Genomic DNA, 18,780 nt, shown 5'->3' on the forward strand with positions numbered 1-18,780 from the left:
AGAGGTTTTTTTATTCCATGATGCTATTTTTTTCTTCGTTTAGTGATTGGCTTCCAGGTGTGAATGTATTTCGTTATATTACTTTTCGCACGATAGCGGCTATGCTTACTTCGGGGCTTATCGTCTTTTTGTTTGGACCTAGCATCATTGCTTCTCTTAAATTGCGGCAGGGTAAGGGGCAACCGATTCGTGCTGATGGTCCTCAAACACATTTTAAAAAGGCTGGAACACCTACAATGGGTGGATTGATGATTTTAATCGGCATTGTGGTATCGGCATTTTTATGGGGTAATTTATCGAATATTTACTTTTGGGTATCGCTATTGGTTATGCTTTCTTTTGGGGGAATTGGATTTTATGACGATTATCTTAAGGTCACAAAACAAACAGACAAAGGATTTTCTGGGAAAGCACGATTAAGCTTGGAGTTTTTTGTTGCGGCAATTGCGGCTTTTGCCATCTTGAAAATTGGCTCATCTGGATTAGCTTTGCCTTTTTTAAAAGATTATCTTATCAATTTGGGCTGGTTTTTTATTCCTTTTTCTGCTTTCGTCATTGTTGCGACGGGTAATGCGGTTAATTTAACGGATGGACTCGATGGGCTTGCTATTGTTCCTGTGATGGTTGCAGCTTTATCTTTTGCTCTGATTGCTTATCTTTCTGGTAATATGAATTTTGCTGATTATCTCCAAATCCATTATGTATCGGGAACAGGTGAATTGGCTGTTTTATTGGGAGCTGTTGTTGGGGCAGGGCTTGGTTTTTTATGGTTTAATGCACCACCTGCAGCTATTTTTATGGGAGATACTGGTTCATTGGCTCTTGGAGGACTCTTAGGGACTGTTGCGGTTGCTACGAAACACGAAATTGTTTTGGTTCTTATTGGTGGGCTTTTTGTTGTGGAAGCTTTTTCGGTCGTTATTCAGGTTGGTTATTTCAAATTAACAAGAAAACGCGTGTTTCTTATGGCACCGATACATCATCATTTTGAGAAAAAAGGCTGGACTGAAAGCCAAGTCGTGATACGCTTTTGGATTATTTCGATTGTTCTCGCTCTCATAGGTCTTTCAACACTTAAATTGCGGTGAGAATGTGATTTCTGTTACGTGTTATAAAGGTCAAAAAGTTGCTCTGTTTGGATTGGGACAGTCTGGACTAGCAACGGCACAAGCATTGATGTGCGGTGGCGCAGAAGTGGTGGCGTGGGATGATAGTTCTTCAAGCGTGCAAATGGCTTTTCGGCACAATATTCCAACACGAGATCTCCGTTATGAAGATTGGTCAGAATTTGTTGCATTGATTGTAGCTCCTGGAGTTCCTTTAAGTTATCCTCAGCCCCATTGGATTGTTGAAAAAGCACGAAAAAAAAATATAGAAATTATCGGTGATATTGAATTATTTGTTCGTGCGCGCCAGCATTTTTTACAACATTATGGTTTGTGTGACCAAGATGTTCCTTTCATTGCGATTACGGGGACGAATGGCAAGTCAACCACAACGGCTTTACTTGCGCATTTGTTGGAAAAAATGGGCTATGATGTGCAGATGGGGGGAAATATCGGAAAAGCAATATTGACGCTTAAGCCATTTGTTAAAAAACGTATCTATGTGATTGAATGTTCATCATTTCAAATTGATCTTACTCCCTCTCTTCAGCCGACCATTGGACTTTTATTGAATTTAACACCTGATCATATTGATCGACATGGGAGTTTTGCCTGTTATGTGCAAACCAAAAGGCATCTGATTGCTCAGGCTTCTCAGGCTTTCATTTCAGTTGATGATGCAGCTTGTCGGGTTTTATATCAACAGTTACTTCATGATGGGAAGCAAATTGAGGCAATTTCCAAGGATCATTTTGTTGAAAATGGTTTTTATGCAGATGGGACCAAGCTCTTTTCTGTTCGTCAAGGACAGAGTCATATGCTTGCAGATCTTGCTCCTATGGCGGGGTTACGTGGGAGTCATAATGCGCAAAATGCCCTTATGGCATTAGCAACATTGCAGGCTTTAAAAATAACCGATCCTTCTGTGAACAAGCATTTGGCAAGTTATAAAGGGTTGGATCATCGTATGCAGCAGGTGCGTAAAATGGGGGCGGTTTTGTTTATCAATGACAGCAAGGCTACTAATGCAGATGCAACAGCTCCTGCGCTTTCCACCTTTAATGATATTTTTTGGATTGTTGGAGGACAGGCAAAAAAGGGAGGGATAGAGTCTCTTAGAGAATTTTTTCCTAAAATTCGTAAAGCCTATTTGATTGGGAGCGCGGCGGAAGAATTTGCTCGCACTATTGGATCTGCTTTTCCCTTTTCTATGAGCTTAACTTTGAAAAATGCGGTGTGTGAAGCAGCTGTTGACGCAATGGGTTTTCAGGCAAAAGAGGTGACGGTTCTTTTGTCACCTGCTTGTGCAAGTTATGACCAATTTAAAAATTATGAAATGCGAGGCGAAGCATTTGTCTCTTTTGTGATGCAGTTACAATAAAAAAGCATCAGTTATAAAAAAATATTTTTGCGTTAAGACTCCAGAATCTTTTTTTGTGTAATTTAGTTTTTAAAGTGTTTGTTAAACAGGCTGGGGAACCATATTACTTTGAGATAATTTATAAAATGGATAAGGTGGATACCATGGTGACGCGTGCAGATAGAGATCCAATTGCTAATTGGTGGTGGACGATTGATCGCTCTATCTTTGCAGCTTGTTTAATTTTAATGGGAATTGGCATTATGCTGTCTTTTGCTGCCAGCCCTATTATTGCAAAAAAAATCGGAATTGCTGATAGTTTTTATTTTGTTCGGTGGCATATCATTTTTAGCATTTCAGCATTTTTTACGATGGTTACCATTTCCTTTTTTTCGCTTTCTAATATTCGTCGTTTATGTGCTCTTTTGCTCATTGTAACGCTTGCTCTTATGGTTGCAACCTTATTTTGGGGTCCAGAATTAAAGGGAGCACGGAGGTGGATTCTACTATTTGGTTTTTCTGTACAGGCTTCAGAGTTTATGAAGCCAGCTTTTGTGGTTATGTCCGCTTGGCTTTTTTCGGAACAGATACGCAAGAGGGGCATTCTGGGTTATACGTTAGCGATTCTACTTTATGCCATTTGTTGTGTGCTTCTGGTTTTGCAGCCTGATATTGGACAAACAGTTTTAATAAGTGCAACATGGGGGGGGCTGTTTTTTATTGCTGGTGTCCCTCTTACTATTATTTTTCTCTTTCTCATTTTAGGCGTTGTAGGAATTATTTTAGCTTATTTTTTTCTGCATCATGTGCGCGAGCGGATCAATGGTTTTTTGACAGGTGAAGGAGATACTTTTCAAGTGGATGTGGGACGTGAGGCTATTTTGAATGGTGGTTGGTTTGGGCAAGGTCCTGGGGAGGGCACAGTAAAACGTATCATTCCTGATAGCCATACAGATTTTGTATTTTCCGTTGCTGCTGAAGAATATGGTATTATTCTTTGTTTATTAATTATGATGCTGTTTGGCTTTATCGTTATGCGTTCATTGTATATAGCCATGAATACACGTGATTCCTTTATACGTCTTGGTATTACTGGCATAGCAATGATGATTGGCTTTCAATCAGCTATTAATATGGCCGTTAATCTTCACTTAATTCCTCCAAAAGGTATGACATTGCCTTTTATTTCTTATGGTGGTTCTTCGATGGTGGCGATTGCGTTTTCAATGGGCATTTTGCTTAGTTTAACACGTCGTTGGCCAGAAGCGCGCCTTTCAGCTTTTTCTTCCTCTTCTGTCTTGGATACCCCTTATGAATGATAAAAAAGTTATTATTTTGGTGGCTGGTGGTACAGGTGGACATCTTTTTCCTGCTGAAGCCCTTTCTGTTGAATTAAGGCAGCGTGGATATGATGTTCATTTAATAACAGATGAAAGAGCACGCCCTTTTGTTCGGTGTTTTGATGAAGAGCATATTCATATCGTTTCATCGGCAACATTTACACGACGCCATCCTTTTGCTCTGATAAAGACGTTTTGGTCTTTGCTAAGGGGTATGGGGCAATCGTTGGCGTTGTTTTATAAATTACGTCCTGTTCTTGTTGGAGGATTTGGGGGGTATCCGAGCTTTCCTCCTCTTTTTATTGCGGCTTTAACGAGGCGTGTGACATTTATTCATGAACAAAATGCTGTTATGGGGCGTGCCAATCGGGTGTTGGCAATTTTTGTGCGTGCAATCGCTGGTGGTTTGTTGTCGCCAAATGGCGCTTATGCTCATAAAATACTTTTGACGGGGAATCCTGTCCGTGAGGCTGTGTTGAAGGCGGCCAAAATTCCTTATCATTCTTCAGAGGGAGAAAAGCCATTTAATTTTTTGATTTTTGGAGGTAGTCAAGGGGCTTCTGCTTTTTCACATATTGTTCCAGAAGCTATTGCTTTATTTGATGATAAGAACCGTAAACGTTTACGAATTGTACAGCAAGTCCGCGGTGAAGCAGGAAGGTTGATCAAAATCTATCGTGATATGGGGGTACAAGCAGAAGTTGCTCCTTTCTTTGATGATATGGCTGAACGTATGGCACATGCTCATTTTATTTTGTCGCGCGCTGGGGCTTCGTCCGTTTGTGAGATAGCGGTGATTGGTAGACCTGCTCTGCTTGTTCCCTATCCCCATGCTTTAGATCATGATCAGGCTGCCAATGCAGCTTTGCTTGCTCGTGTGGGGGGAGCACAAATTATATCAGAAAAAGATTTAAATGCACAAAAGCTTTCTTCTCTTTTAATGCACGCTTGTTGTGCGCCCCATTTATTGGAAAAACAAGCGCTTGCTGCAAAAAAAGTTGGACAACCTCATGCAACCCGTCGCCTTGCTGATATGGCTGAATCCTTAACTGCAGGGCGATTGTTGTCAGATATAAAAGAGGAGCTTTTTAATGAAAATGCCACTTGATATAGGCGTTATCCATTTTATCGGAATCGGGGGGATCGGTATGAGTGGAATTGCGGAGGTTTTTTATAATCTTGGCTATAAAGTTCAAGGGTCAGATCAAGTTGAAAGTGCAAATGTTGAACGTTTGCGGAAAAAAGGAATTAACGTTCATATAGGTCATTGTGCTGAAAACTTAGGGAATGCAGAGGTTGTTGTTTTTTCTACTGCCGTTAAAAAAACAAATCCTGAGTATATTGCTGCAAAGGAAAGACATTTGCCGCTTGTCAGACGTGCAGAAATGCTGGCGGAGCTGATGCGATTTCGGCGTGCAATTGCAGTGGGTGGTACACATGGTAAAACAACAACCACATCAATGGTCGCAGCCCTTCTTGATGCTGGTCATTTTGATCCAGTGGTGATTAATGGCGGTATTATTAATGCTTATGGTACGAATTCTCGTACGGGAGATGGCGATTGGATGATTGTTGAAGCTGATGAAAGTGATGGTACATTTTTAAAGCTGCCTGCTGATATTGCTGTTATTACTAATATTGACGCTGAGCATTTGGATCATTATGGAAGTTTTGATGCTGTGCGTGAGGCTTTTCGGCAATTCGTAGAAAATGTTCCTTTTTATGGTTTTGCTGTTTTGTGTCTTGATCATCCAGAGGTTCAGTCATTGGCGGGCCGTATTGATGATCGTTGGGTGATCACTTATGGTGCAAATCCACAAGCGGATGTTCGTTTTCTTAATCTTTCGATGGATGGTCAAAAAACGCATTTTGATGTTCTTGTTCGCTCACGCAAAACAGGAAGAAAGATTGAGTTGAAAAATTTGCTTTTGCCCATGGCAGGGCAGCATAATGTTGCCAATGCAACGGCGGCGATTGCTATTGCGCATGAACTTGGCATTTCAAATGAAGCTATAAAAAGGGGCTTAGCAGAATTTGGCGGAGTAAAACGGCGTTTTACGCGAACAGGAAGTTGGCGTGGCATTGAAATATTTGATGATTATGGACATCATCCTGTTGAAATAAAGGCTGTTTTGCGTGCTGCACGTGAGAGTGCAAAAGGGCGTGTTATTGCGATTGCACAACCCCATCGGTATTCGCGTTTGTATCATTTATTTGATGATTTTGCTGCTTGTTTTAATGATGCAGATACAGTGTTGATTACGCCCGTTTATGCGGCTGGTGAAGAGCCTATTGTAGGATTTGGTTCTCAAGAATTGGTAGAGCATATTAAAATGGCGGGTCATCGTGATGTGCGCTTGATACATGGTTTGGAAGATGTTGTGTCTCTTGTCTCAAAATTTGCTCAGGCAGAGGATTATGTTGTTTTTCTTGGTGCTGGCAATATCACACAATGGGCTTGTGCTTTGCCTCATCAGTTAGCGGTATTGGATGGTCATGATAAATTTTCAGCACATTGATGGTGAGGCGCTATTGGCGCAATTGCAACCACTGTTAGGTGGCGTGAGAGGAAAGCTTACACCTAATGTTGAGATGCGTAAGGTAACGTGGTTTCGCACGGGCGGGTTGGCAGAGCTTTTTTATCAGCCTGTCGATGAAGAAGATTTGGCTCTCTTTCTTCAAAATTTGCCTGAATTTGTTCCTGTAACAATTGTCGGTATTGGTTCTAATCTTCTGGTGCGTGATGGGGGGGTTCCTGGTGTTGTGATTCGTCTTTCGCCAAAAAAATTTGGGCAAGTGAAGCAAGTTTCTCCAAAAGGCTTTTTAGTTGGTGCTGGTACGGCGGATAAACATTTAGCTGCTGCCGCTTTAGAAGCTGAGATTGCAGGTTTTCATTTTTATCATGGTATTCCTGGAGGTCTTGGAGGAGCTCTCAAAATGAACGCAGGTGCGAATGGTGTTGAAACCGCAGCGCGTGTTGTCGAGGTCTATGCGCTGGATCGTAAAGGGCAACGTCATATCTTGAGTGTGGAAGATATGCATTATTCCTATCGCCATTGTGATATTCCTAAAGATTTTATTTTTACGGCTGCTTTATTAGAAGGAAAACTCGGCAATAAAGATGATATTCGTGCTGCTATGGATGAAGTTGCCCTCCACAGAGAAACTGTGCAACCTATTCGTGAAAAGACAGGGGGATCAACTTTCAAAAATCCTGAGAATACATCCGCGTGGCGCGTGATTGATGAAGCAGGGTGTCGTGGTTTACAGATTGGTGGCGCTCAAATGAGTGAAATGCACTGTAATTTTATGATTAATACAGGGCAAGCAACAGGATATGATCTTGAAGCATTGGGAGAAACAGTGCGTGCGCGTGTTTTTGCAAATTCAGCCCACCTTTTACAATGGGAAATAGAGCGTATTGGTCAATTTGAGCGTGGTCGAAGTGTTTCTCCTTTTGATCCATTTCATTGATTTATTGTTCACTAAAAAGTGAAAATAAAAAATTGAGTCATTTCAAAGAGATAATAAAAAATTTCTATTAAGAATCAATAAATTAACAAAGAATCTCTTGCATCAGGCTTTTGAGTCTGATTCATTATGCAAAATGCTAGGTTATTGATTCGCAAGGATAAACTTTGTTTTTCCTGTATGTAGTGCTGATGTATTCTATATAGACTACATATAGTATGCGAAAGAGGGTGATTTATTATGAAAGATAAACATATAGCTGTGTTAATGGGAGGTTTTTCTTCTGAACGGTCTATAAGTTTATCTTCAGGGGCGGCGTGTGCTGATGTTTTAGAGGTGCAGGGGTATCGCGTGAGCCGCGTGGATGTTGATGCTCATATTGCTTCTGTTCTTGAACAGTTGCAGCCCGATATTGCCTTCAATGCATTGCATGGTCCATTTGGTGAAGATGGCCGGATTCAGGGGATTCTTGAATATTTAAAAATTCCTTATACTCATTCTGGCGTGATGGCATCTGCTTTGGCAATGGATAAGGGACGTGCAAAAATTATCGTTGCAAATGTTGGGGTTTGTGTTGCTCCTTCTCGTATCATGAGCCGCTTTGCTTTGGGCCGAACGCATCCCATGGAGCCTCCTTATGTAATTAAACCTGTGTGTGAAGGATCAAGTTTTGGTGTTGTCATTGTTCAAGGAAATGAAGCTGCACCGCCGCATAATATTGGGGGAGCTGAGTGGGGGTATGCCGATGAGGTGATGATTGAAAAATATATTCCTGGTCGTGAATTGACTTGTGCTGTTTTGGGGAACGAAGTGCTGGATGTGTGTGAAATTCTTCCCGATAAACACTTTCCATTCTACGATTATGACTCAAAATATAAAACGGGTGGTTCTCTTCATATTTGTCCTGCACAACTTTCACTAAATATTTACCAAAGTGTGCAAAGAATGTCTTTAGCAGCCCATCAGGCGATAGGGTGTCGAGGTGTTAGCCGTTCTGATTTTCGTTTTGATGAAAAAACGGGAGAATTGGTTTGGCTTGAAATTAATACGCAACCAGGTATGACCTCGACGTCTCTTCTTCCTGATATTGCAAAAGCGAGCGGCCGTACTTACGGCGATATTGTTCAATGGATGGTGGAGGACGCATCATGTATGCGTTGAATGTTAATAAAACAAATGTTCCGATGGAGGTGCTTTCAGTGCCGGCTTTGCCACGTCTTTATCGTCGTTTTCTTCGGTTTATGTTTGAGTTTGTTTTTGTCAATATTCATATTCCACGCCATTTTGGCTCTTTTGCTGTTGTGTGGTTTTTCTTTGTTACGGCTTTTTATGGACTTTCATCAAGTGGTCAGATGGCTGTGATCGTAAATACGATCATATTGGATAGTAGTTTTGTGGTCACTCATGTCGATATAAGCGGTAATAAGCGCTTGGCAAAGCAGGATATTTTTAAAATTTTAAAACTTGATGTTGCGCCTTCTATATTCACTTTTGATGTTGAAAGAGCGCGTTCTCTGTTGGAAAAACAGGCTTGGGTGCAATCGGCTAATGTTCAGAAAATTTATCCCAATAGAATGCGCATTTCCATCGTGGAGCGTGAACCCTATGCCATTTGGCAACATGATGGCATAATGGATATTGTTGATAATACAGGTCGTGTCATTGTGCCTTTTAAAGGAGAAATTGTTCGGGATTTACCTCTTGTGGTTGGGCAGGGTGCACAAAATGCTGCTAAAGTGTTTATTCAAGCGCTGTCAGTCTATCCGGAAGTATATGATCGTATTCGTGCTTTTGTGCGGGTAGGTGATCGACGTTGGGATCTTGTTTTGAATAATGGAATGCGCGTTATGTTGCCTGAAAATGGTGCTCTTGAAAGGCTTTCTTCTCTTTTTTCGTCCGGTACAATGCAAGATCTTTTATCTCGCGATATTCTCAGTGTTGATTTACGTCTTGCTGATCGAATTACTGTTTCTTTATCAGATGAAACGTTGGAGCGTTATCATACTACTGTAGCAGAAGAAGAACGTATTTTAAAAGCGCGAAAGGCAGGAAGCCTATGATGCTACTCAGATCACATCATTTGAAGGGGCGTAAAACACGTTTTTTAACGGTACTTGATGTCGGTTCAAGTAAGATTGTTTGTCTTATTGCTTGTTTGCGTCCTTTGAAGCATGCACACTATTTACATGGTCGTACACATTCTACGGAAATTCTAGGCTTTGGAGTGCAGCGTTCACGTGGTATTAAATCCGGTGTTGTTATGGATATGTTTGCAGCAGAACAATCAATAAGATTGGCTGTTGATGCGGCAGAAAAAATGGCGGGTTTGGTGGTGGATTCAGTGATTGTGAATTTTTCCTCAAGTCGATTACAAAGTGCTTTGATTAATGGAAAGGTTCATTTGAATGGTCGTGAAGTCACCAAGCGTGATATGCGTATGGCCTTTTCAGATGTTTCGCGTAAAGCCTTTGATGCTGAACGTCATGTTATGCACTCAGTTCCAGTTTCTTATGTATTGGATGGAGATAAAGGAATTTTTGATCCTATTGGCATGGCAGGGGAAACATTTGGTGTCGACGTGCATGTGGTAACAGCAGAAACAGCCTCTTTGCGTAATTTGGAAACTTGTATTAATCGTGCACATTTGAGTGTTGAAGCAATGGTTGCTACTCCCTTTGCAAGTGGTCTTGCTGTCTTGATGAATGATGAGGCGCGTTTAGGGGCTGCATGTATTGATTTTGGTGGTGGAACAACAACATTTTCAGTGTTTTTTGAGGGGAAATTTATTCATGCAGATGCTCTTGCTGTTGGGGGGCATCATGTCACTCTTGATGTTGCGCGCGGATTTTCTATGTCTTTAACAGAGGCGGAACGTTTAAAAGTTGTTTATGGTTCAGCACTTTTAACAAGTGCTGATGAGCGGCAAATGATTAATGTAGCAGAAATTGGGAGTGAACAGCGTGAAACTCAATATCCTCGCGCGGTTCTTGGGCGTATCATTCGTGCGCGTGTTGAAGAAATTTTAGAAATGGTCCGTGATTGTTTAAATCGTTCTGGTTTTGGTCACATCATTGGTAAACGTGTTATTTTGACTGGGGGAGCAAGCCAGTTAACAGGATTGCCAGAAATGGCACGTACTATATTAGGAAGAAATGTTCGTATCGGGCGGCCTTTAGGTATTTCGAGGCTTCCTTCTCTTGCAAAAGGGGCGGCGTTTACATCTGCTGTTGGGTTGTTAATTTATCCGCAATTGGTGGGTTTTGAAGAAAAAACAATGCAGGCGGCAGGAAATCATTTATCGATGGGCACGCGTGGATATTTTCAGCGTGTTGGTCAGTGGTTGCGTGAGAGTTTTTAGTTAAGTCTAGTTGGATAAATTTCATCGCTTTGGCTTGCGGTGTCTTATGAGAAGGAAAAGAAAATGACGATTAATCTGCATCGGCCAGATATCGCGGAATTGAAGCCACGCATTACCGTTTTTGGTGTTGGAGGTGGTGGCGGGAATGCCGTGAATAATATGATAAATGCTGGTCTTCAGGGAGTTGACTTTGTTGTTGCAAATACGGATGCACAGGCTTTGGCTATGTCAAAGGCTGAACGTGTTATCCAACTTGGGGCAGCTGTGACAGAAGGTTTGGGTGCTGGGGCTTTGCCTGAAGTTGGACAAGCGGCGGCGGAGGAATGTATTGATGAAATTATTGATCATCTTGCAGACTCTCATATGGTTTTCATTACTGCTGGTATGGGGGGAGGAACTGGAACAGGGGCTGCTCCCGTTGTTGCTCGCGCAGCGCGTGAAAAAGGTATTTTGACTGTTGGTGTTGTGACAAAGCCGTTTCAGTTTGAAGGCGCACGTCGTATGAAAACGGCAGAGGCTGGTATTGAAGAATTACAAAAGTCTGTCGATACATTGATTGTTATTCCCAATCAAAATCTTTTCCGTATTGCAAATGATAAGACAACGTTTGCTGATGCTTTTGCTATGGCTGACCAAGTGCTTTATTCTGGTGTTGCTTCCATTACGGATTTGATGATTAAAGAGGGTTTGATTAACCTTGATTTTGCTGATGTTCGTTCTGTTATGCACGAAATGGGTCGAGCCATGATGGGAACGGGTGAGGCATCTGGTGATGGGCGTGCTTTGGCTGCGGCTGAAGCTGCTATTGCAAATCCATTGTTGGATGATACCTCTATGCGTGGGGCGCGTGGTTTATTGATTTCTATTACGGGTGGTCGTGATATGACTCTCTTTGAGGTTGATGAAGCTGCTAATCGTATTCGTGAAGAAGTAGATGCTGATGCGAATGTGATCTTTGGCGCTATTGATGATGAGTCATTGGAAGGTGTTATTCGTGTTTCTGTAGTTGCCACCGGTATTGATCGTGAAGTTAGTGATGTGGTTCAGTCCTCTCATCCTCAGATTCAAAGGCCTGCTTCTTCAATACGCAAGAGCGATCCTGGAACGTCACATAGTTCTTTTCATGTTCAATCATCGCCTCTGCGTTCTGAGTCAATGGTAGAAGTGATCGAATCACTTGAAATAGAGAAGGGTAAATCAACCGGAGAACAGTTCCGTCCCAAAAGTCAAATTTTTGCACATCCTGCAGAAGCAATGACGACACGAAGTGCCACGAATGCTGTTGCGTATGGTTCAAATGCTGTTCAGGAACAGAGATCAAATGTGCCTCGTATGCAAGTAAGCCGTGGTTCTCAACAGGCGATGACGGCTCCTGTGAGTATGGAGGCAACAGCGCATGTTCTTGATGAGATGACAGGGCTTGTGAAGCAAAAAGAAAAGCCAGTGCAACCAAAACAAATGCAACAAATGCAAGCGCGCGCTCCAATGCGTATGCCTGAGTTAAAGGATTTTCCTCCTGTTGCGCATGGACAAAGCCAAAGAACATTTGTGACGGATCAGGGTCCTCGTAATCTTTGGCAGCGTTTGAAACAGAGCTTGACACATCGTGAAGAAGCTGAGCCAGAAGCGAGGCTGGAGCCTGCTGTTAGATCGTCTCAGCAGAAAGAGTCTCATGTTTACAATAAAAACTCTCAGGCGCTTTCTCAAGATGCTTCTGTTTATGTTCCACGTCGTTCTGGTGAGCTGCATCCTCAGGTACCACAAGATCAGCGTACTTTTATAAGTGAAGAAGATCAGTTGGAAATACCAGCATTTTTACGTCGTCAGGCAAATTAATTGATGGAAAATGAGGTAAAGTAAGAAATTTTATTATTTCTTTAATGATCAGACAAAAATTATACAGTAAAATATATTACTGTTTTTTGGATAAAATACTTTGTTTTAAAAAAAACCGCTTACAATAAGCGGTTTTTTTTATTATTTACTATGAATATTTTTTATAGTTTTATAAATTTTGTTAAAAGATGTACAAGCAATTTAATAAAATGATATGATGAATTTAGTACCAAAATATCAGTCTACTCTTAAAAAAGCAGTAACATTTAAGGGGATTGGCGTTCATAGTGGCTGTTTGTCAGTGGTAAAGGTTTGTCCAGCGGATGTTGGGTGTGGTATTGTTTTTAAGCGTTGTGGATTAGACGGAACAGAGAAAATATTTCAAGCCCATGCATCGCAAACAGGAGAAACTGAATTATCGACAGTACTTGGAGATGGAGATGTAAGGGTTGAAACAATTGAACATTTGATGGCGGCAATTGCTGCTTATAATTTGGATAATCTTGTTATTGAAGTGTCACATAATGAGATTCCTATTTTGGATGGTTCAGCGTGGCTATATTGCCAAGCTTTTGAAGATGTTGGTATTGTACAGCAAAATGCGTTGCGTTCTTATTTCATTATAAAAAAGCCGGTGCGGGTTGAAGGAGCTCATGGTGTTGCAGAGCTTTTGCCATTCGATGGACGTCGTTTTGATATAACGATCTCTTTTCCTTCTTCTGCTATTGGTAAGCAACATTTCAGTTTTGATCTTACCACACGAGGGTTTAGGGATGATTTGTCACGTGCGCGCACTTTTGGTTTTATCAAAGACGTGGAAGAATTAAGGCTTTCTGGAAAGGCGAGAGGCGCTTCTTTGGAAAATTCTCTTGTTATCGACCTTAATGATAAAATTTTAAATCCCGATGGTCCTTATTGGGAGAATGAATGTGTTCGGCACAAGATGCTTGATGCGATTGGTGATACTGCTTTGCTTGGGGCACCTTTTATTGGATTATTTCGTTCTTATTGTAGTGGGCATAGAATTAATGCGCAATTGGTGAAGGCTGTTTTGGCAGACGAATCATATTATGAAAAAAGCTTTTTAGAGAAAAAGTAAAAAAATTGGCAAGATTTTTTTATCGTTTATTTGATTTTTAAGGGGATGATTGACCTAAACTGTTAAATTGGTTATGTGGATTTTAAAGTGATATGGTATAAAACCTTTGATAAATTGTTTTTGCTACAAGGTGATATTCTCTGGAGGCCGGAAAAACTATGAAAAAATCTCATGTGTGCATTGGAAATATGACATATAGAAAATCTAACATTGTACGCAAGATATTGGGGGTGGTACTTTTAGGAAGCACCTGTATGTTAGCGGGATGCCTCTTTAAAGAGAAAAATACCCTTGATCCATCTGCTTATGTTTTGAAAATAGAGCCACCAGATGTTTTATATAATCAGGCGCTTGCTAGCCTTGAAAGTGGGCGGCTTGGGGATGCATCGAAGAAGTTTTTGAAGATTGAAAAACAGTACGCTTATACAGACTGGGGACGTAAATCTTTGGTCATGGGTGCTTTTACTAATTATCGACTCGGAAAGTATGATGATTCAATTAGTATGGCTCAACGCTATATTACTCTTTATCCAGGGTCGACTGACTCGGCTTATGCATACTATATTATTGGTCTTTCTTCTTTCCGTCGGATTCCTGATGTTACGCGTGATCAACGTGACACGAAACGTGCTATTGCTGCTATGCAGCTTCTTATAGAGCGTTATCCTAATTCTGAGTATGTCAAGGATGCTAAGGATAAAATCCGTTTTGGTCGCGAACAACTGGCTGGTAAAGAAATGCAGATTGGCCGTTATTATGAAGAGGGGCGGCGCTATCTTGCGGCAAGTAGACGGTTTCGTACCGTGGTTGAAGAGTATTCTGATACAAATCAAATTGAAGAAGCACTTTTCCGCTTGACTGAGGTTAATCTTGCTCTCGGCTTAACGGCGGAAGCACAGACGGCAGCAGCTATTTTAGGACGTAATTATCCCAAAAGTGAGTGGTATAAATTTTCTTATAATCTCTTGCAGAAGAATAAAATATCACCACATGAGCATAAATCTTCTTGGATCTCAAATGCTTTAGGTGGTGACAAGAAGAGGGTACGTTGATTCTCTATGTTGGTACAGCTTTCGATTCATAATATTGTTTTGATCGAAACGCTCGATATTCATTTTACAGCGGGGTTGACGGTTTTAACTGGAGAAACGGGTGCGGGGAAGTCTATTCTCCTTGATGCTTTATCACTTGCTTTAGGGGGGCGGGGTGATGCTTCGCTTGTGCGTCATGGTGCTGACCGCGGGCAGGTTACGGCTGTTTTTGATGTGTCTGTTTCACATCCTGCACGTCAACTTATTCGTGAGAATGGTCTTGATGACGAGGGTGATATTATTTTACGGCGGGTACAATCAAGTGATGGACGTAGCCGTGTTTTTATCAATGATCAGGTGTCTAGTGTTGCATTGATGCGGAGTGTTGGCCGTTTGCTGGTTGAAATCCATGGACAACATGATGATCGTGCGCTTGTTGATGTTGCTACACATCGCCAATTATTAGATGCCTTTGGTGGTCTTGAAGATGAAGTGGAAAATTTGCGTCAGTGTTATCACACATGGCGTGAATTTGAGGAGCGTTTGCAACGGCAGCGTCTTAAAGTAGAGAGTGCTGTACGGGAGGTTGATTATCTTCGTGCGTGTGTAGAAGAGCTTGAAAAGCTTGATTTTAAAGTTGGTGAAGAGGAAGCTCTTTCTCTTCGTCGTGCTGATATGCTTAAATTAGAAAAAATAGCGACAGATATTAAAGAAGCGGATGATCTTTTAACGGGTCAAAAATCACCAATCCCAGTACTTTCTAATTTGGTGAGGCGTTTGGAGCGGAAAATTCCTGAGGCGCAAGAACTTATTGCACCAGTGGTGAAATCTATTGATGAGGCATTGCATGCACTTGCAACAGCACAAGAAGGTATTGAGACGGCAATACGAGCATTAGATTTTGAACCTGATGAATTGGAACGGATAGAAGAGCGTCTTTTTGCTCTTCGGGGTTTTGCTCGTAAATATCAAGTTTCTGCGGATGAATTGGTTCAGTTACGCGATAAAATGGATGCTGAACTGGCTGACTTTGAAGAGGCTCAGACCATATTGACACGTTTTGAAGATGAGGCAGAGCAGGCAAAGAAAAATTATGATACATTGGCGCAAGCCTTAACAATAAAGCGTCGGGAGACAGCAAAGCATTTATCTGAAAGTGTTATGGCTGAGTTGCCGGCATTGAAGTTAGAGAGGGCTGAATTTATTGTTGAAATGCAAAGTGATATGGAAAAGCGGAGTGCAGAGGGATGTGATCGTATTGAATATTGGGTGCGGACAAATCCTGGAACACGTGCTGGGCCGATGCTTAGTGTGGCTTCTGGCGGTGAATTATCCCGTTTTTTGCTGGCATTAAAAGTTGTTTTATCTGATCGAGGATCAGCACCGACGCTGATTTTTGATGAAATTGATACAGGCGTTGGGGGGGCTGTTGCAGCGGCTATTGGGCAACGGTTGCAACGCTTATCAGAACATGTCCAAGTTTTCGCTATTACGCATGCTCCACAGGTTGCATCGAAAGCGCATGGTCATTTTCTTATTTCAAAAATTGAGAGTCATGATAAAGGACGCTTTGTTACTGCGATTCATAAAATGAAAGAACATGAGCGTGCAGAAGAAATTGCCCGTATGTTGGCTGGAGAACAGATTACTGAAGAAGCGCGTGCAGCGGCTCAAAAGCTTCTCGCATAAAGGTAATTAGTCAGCGATAAAAATACTAGAAAGCTTATATTTATTGAGATTCACTTGATGAGGAGGCGTGGGAGGCCCTTGTGGCAGCGCTTGTAATTTGGAATAGATTTTATGAACAAAGATGCATATAAAAATCTCACAGCTGTTGAAGCAGAACGTGAATTAGAGTGGTTGGCAAAAGAGATTGCACGTCATGATGTGCTTTATAATCGTGATGATCAACCTGAAATTTCTGATGCAGAATATGATGCTTTACGTCGTCGTAATGCAGAAATTGAAGCTCTTTTTCCAGAGCTTATACGTATTGATTCTCCTTCACATAAAATTGGAGCACCAATTTCTGAAAAATTTGAAAAATCTGTTCATGCACAGCCTATGCTTTCACTTGATAATGCGTTTAGCTCTGAAGATGTTACTGAATTTGTTGAGCGTATTCGTCGTTTTTTACGGCTTCCAGAAACACAAGTGTTGGAAATAACAGCGGAGCCAAAAATTGATGGTTTATCTTTGTCTTTGCGCTACGAAAAGGGGCAGCTTGTGCGTGCGGCAACGCGTGGGGATGGAACTGTCGGTGAAAATGTGACGGCAAATGCCCGAACAATTGCTGATATTCCACAAGTTTTGCAAGGTGATTTTCCTGATATCATTGAGGTGCGTGGTGAAGTTTATATGGGGCGGGAAGATTTCCAAGCACTAAATATCAGCCAACAAGAGAAGGGCAAGTTAACCTTTGCCAATCCTCGAAATGCGGCGGCTGGTTCTCTCCGTCAGCTTAATTCACGGATAACCGCTAGCAGAAAACTTCAATTTTTTGCTTATGCTTGTGGTGAGGTGAGTGAAATATTGGCAGAAAGTCAAATGGAGATGATGAAAAAGCTAAAAGAGTATGGCTTTGTTATCAATCCATTAACAAAAGTTTTTAAGACAGTAGAAGATATTATTTGCTATTATCACGATATCGAAGAATGCCGTCATTCTTTAAGCTATGATATTGATGGTATTGTTTATAAGGTTAATGATTTGATGCTCCAAAAGCGCTTGGGGTTTGTTTCTCGTTCGCCGCGTTGGGCTATCGCCCATAAATTTCCAGCAGAAAAAGCGATAGCGCTTTTGGAAGATATTGACATTCAAGTTGGTCGCACGGGAGCTTTGACACCTGTTGCACGTCTTACGCCTATTACTGTTGGTGGAGTGGTGGTGACCAATGCTAGTTTGCATAATGAGGATTATATTAAGGGAATTGGTCATAAAGGAGAGCCCATTCGTGAAGGACGTGATATCCGTGTAGGTGATAGCGTGATTGTACAACGTGCTGGTGATGTGATCCCTCAAGTTATTGATGTTATCATTGAAAAACGCCCGAAAGATGCTGCTGTTTTTATTTTTCCTCATTTGTGTCCAGCTTGTGGGAGTCATGCTGTTCGTGAAGTGGGAGAAGCCGTGCGTCGCTGTACAGGGGGGCTTATTTGTCCTGCACAAGCAATTGAACGTATTCGTCATTTTGTTTCACGCAATGCTTTTGATATTGAAGGCTTGGGTAAAAAACAGGTAGAGTTTTTTTTCTATGCTCAAGATGAGGCGCTTTGTATTCATACACCAGCCGATATTTTTACTTTACAACGGCGCCAAGAAAAGTCTTTGATACGTTTGGAAAATATGGAAGGTTTTGGTACTGTTTCAGTGCGAAAATTGTATGATGCCATTAATGCGCGCCGAGAAATTCCTTTGAGCCGTTTTTTGTTTGCATTGGGGATTCGTCATGTTGGCGAAGTGAATGCACGCCGCCTTGCACGTGCTTATAAAAATTATACAGCTTTTGAGACTGCGGCTATGGAAGCATTTATGCCATGTGATAAGGAAAATGAAGAAGGAAATGAGGCTTGGATAGAGCTTACCAATATCGAAGGAATTGGACCACAGGTAGGGAGCGCAATTGTTGATTTTTATCAAGAAGAGCATAACCGTGAGATTTTATCTGTTTTGCTTGAAGAAGTAACTCCTCTTGATGAGGAGCCTATCATAGCAGATTCTTCACCAATAGCGGAGAAGATCATTGTTTTTACAGGAACTTTGGCGCATATGTCACGCGATGAAGCAAAAGCATTGGCAGAGCGATTAGGGGCTAAAACATCTGGTTCACTTTCTAAAAAAACAGATCTTCTTGTTGCAGGACTTGGAGCGGGCTCCAAATTGGCTAAAGCTGAAGAATTAGGTGTTGAGGTTATCGATGAAGAGGCTTGGCTACAGCTGATTGAGAAACATAATGTTTAGAGGATGTTTTCTAGAAGATCGTATGCTATTTGTATGATTATCGCTCTTACATTTTTGGGGGGGATGAAATCAAAAAGGGGGATAATAGGGGCTGTTTTTTTGCAAAAACAGAGCGCCATATATTTTGATATTTATTACGTTATTTAAAATAATTAACATTGAACTTAAATATTAAACTTAAACTATTATGATGAAGAATATACAAGGTTATTATTAGTA

Annotated in this window: 14 protein-coding genes; all 14 read left to right on the forward strand. The window is 41.4% G+C overall.

Annotated features, from left to right (window positions below; translation table 11 throughout):
• Window positions 1–17: 17 nt before the first annotated feature.
• The gene (gene mraY, locus ACFIMP_RS05745) at window positions 18–1,088 is read left to right on the forward strand and encodes a phospho-N-acetylmuramoyl-pentapeptide-transferase (RefSeq protein ID WP_375611992.1); all 1,071 of its coding nucleotides are present in this window, start codon (window positions 18–20) and stop codon (window positions 1,086–1,088) included.
• A gap of 4 nt (window positions 1,089–1,092) precedes the next feature.
• Window positions 1,093–2,487: a UDP-N-acetylmuramoyl-L-alanine--D-glutamate ligase gene (gene murD / locus ACFIMP_RS05750; protein WP_375686121.1), complete on the forward strand. Its 1,395-nt coding sequence runs from the start codon at window positions 1,093–1,095 to the stop codon at window positions 2,485–2,487.
• A 143-nt stretch (window positions 2,488–2,630) separates the two neighbouring features.
• A complete protein-coding gene (locus tag ACFIMP_RS05755; RefSeq protein ID WP_375621370.1) occupies window positions 2,631–3,785 on the forward strand; it encodes an FtsW/RodA/SpoVE family cell cycle protein in 1,155 nt (384 codons plus the stop codon).
• Entirely contained in the window at window positions 3,778–4,914 is a 1,137-nt protein-coding gene (murG, locus tag ACFIMP_RS05760; protein ID WP_375638335.1) for an undecaprenyldiphospho-muramoylpentapeptide beta-N-acetylglucosaminyltransferase, read from the forward strand. Before ACFIMP_RS05755 ends, murG begins: the two co-directional genes overlap by 8 nt.
• Complete coding sequence (gene murC / locus ACFIMP_RS05765) at window positions 4,898–6,325, forward strand: UDP-N-acetylmuramate--L-alanine ligase (protein WP_375632331.1); 1,428 nt, start codon at window positions 4,898–4,900, stop codon at window positions 6,323–6,325. Before murG ends, murC begins: the two co-directional genes overlap by 17 nt.
• On the forward strand, window positions 6,303–7,280 hold the full coding sequence (gene murB, locus ACFIMP_RS05770) for a UDP-N-acetylmuramate dehydrogenase (RefSeq protein WP_375686122.1): 978 nt from the start codon (window positions 6,303–6,305) through the stop codon (window positions 7,278–7,280). Before murC ends, murB begins: the two co-directional genes overlap by 23 nt.
• Before the next feature lie 237 nt (window positions 7,281–7,517).
• Window positions 7,518–8,438 (forward strand): D-alanine--D-alanine ligase, encoded by a 921-nt coding sequence (locus ACFIMP_RS05775; RefSeq protein WP_375611998.1) that lies wholly within the window; start codon window positions 7,518–7,520, stop codon window positions 8,436–8,438.
• On the forward strand, window positions 8,426–9,337 hold the full coding sequence (locus ACFIMP_RS05780) for a cell division protein FtsQ/DivIB (RefSeq protein ID WP_375618227.1): 912 nt from the start codon (window positions 8,426–8,428) through the stop codon (window positions 9,335–9,337). Before ACFIMP_RS05775 ends, ACFIMP_RS05780 begins: the two co-directional genes overlap by 13 nt.
• Window positions 9,334–10,635: a cell division protein FtsA gene (gene ftsA / locus ACFIMP_RS05785; protein ID WP_375613372.1), complete on the forward strand. Its 1,302-nt coding sequence runs from the start codon at window positions 9,334–9,336 to the stop codon at window positions 10,633–10,635. Before ACFIMP_RS05780 ends, ftsA begins: the two co-directional genes overlap by 4 nt.
• A 63-nt stretch (window positions 10,636–10,698) precedes the next feature.
• Window positions 10,699–12,471 carry a cell division protein FtsZ gene (gene ftsZ / locus ACFIMP_RS05790; protein ID WP_375686123.1) on the forward strand — a complete coding sequence of 591 codons (1,773 nt, stop codon included), beginning with the start codon at window positions 10,699–10,701 and terminating at the stop codon, window positions 12,469–12,471.
• Between the two features lie 214 nt (window positions 12,472–12,685).
• Window positions 12,686–13,570: a UDP-3-O-acyl-N-acetylglucosamine deacetylase gene (gene lpxC, locus ACFIMP_RS05795; protein WP_375638332.1), complete on the forward strand. Its 885-nt coding sequence runs from the start codon at window positions 12,686–12,688 to the stop codon at window positions 13,568–13,570.
• A 158-nt stretch (window positions 13,571–13,728) separates the two neighbouring features.
• The gene (gene bamD, locus ACFIMP_RS05800; protein ID WP_375675619.1) at window positions 13,729–14,622 is read left to right on the forward strand and encodes an outer membrane protein assembly factor BamD; all 894 of its coding nucleotides are present in this window, start codon (window positions 13,729–13,731) and stop codon (window positions 14,620–14,622) included.
• 6 nt (window positions 14,623–14,628) lie between these two features.
• Window positions 14,629–16,290 (forward strand): DNA repair protein RecN, encoded by a 1,662-nt coding sequence (gene recN / locus ACFIMP_RS05805; protein WP_375671891.1) that lies wholly within the window; start codon window positions 14,629–14,631, stop codon window positions 16,288–16,290.
• A 111-nt stretch (window positions 16,291–16,401) separates the two neighbouring features.
• A complete protein-coding gene (gene ligA, locus ACFIMP_RS05810; protein WP_375686124.1) occupies window positions 16,402–18,561 on the forward strand; it encodes an NAD-dependent DNA ligase LigA in 2,160 nt (719 codons plus the stop codon).
• Window positions 18,562–18,780: the final 219 nt, after the last annotated feature.

Origin of the sequence: Bartonella sp. AP65SXKL, from assembly GCF_042195725.1 — a bacterium.
In the GTDB taxonomy this organism is placed as follows: Bacteria; Pseudomonadota; Alphaproteobacteria; order Rhizobiales; family Rhizobiaceae; genus Bartonella.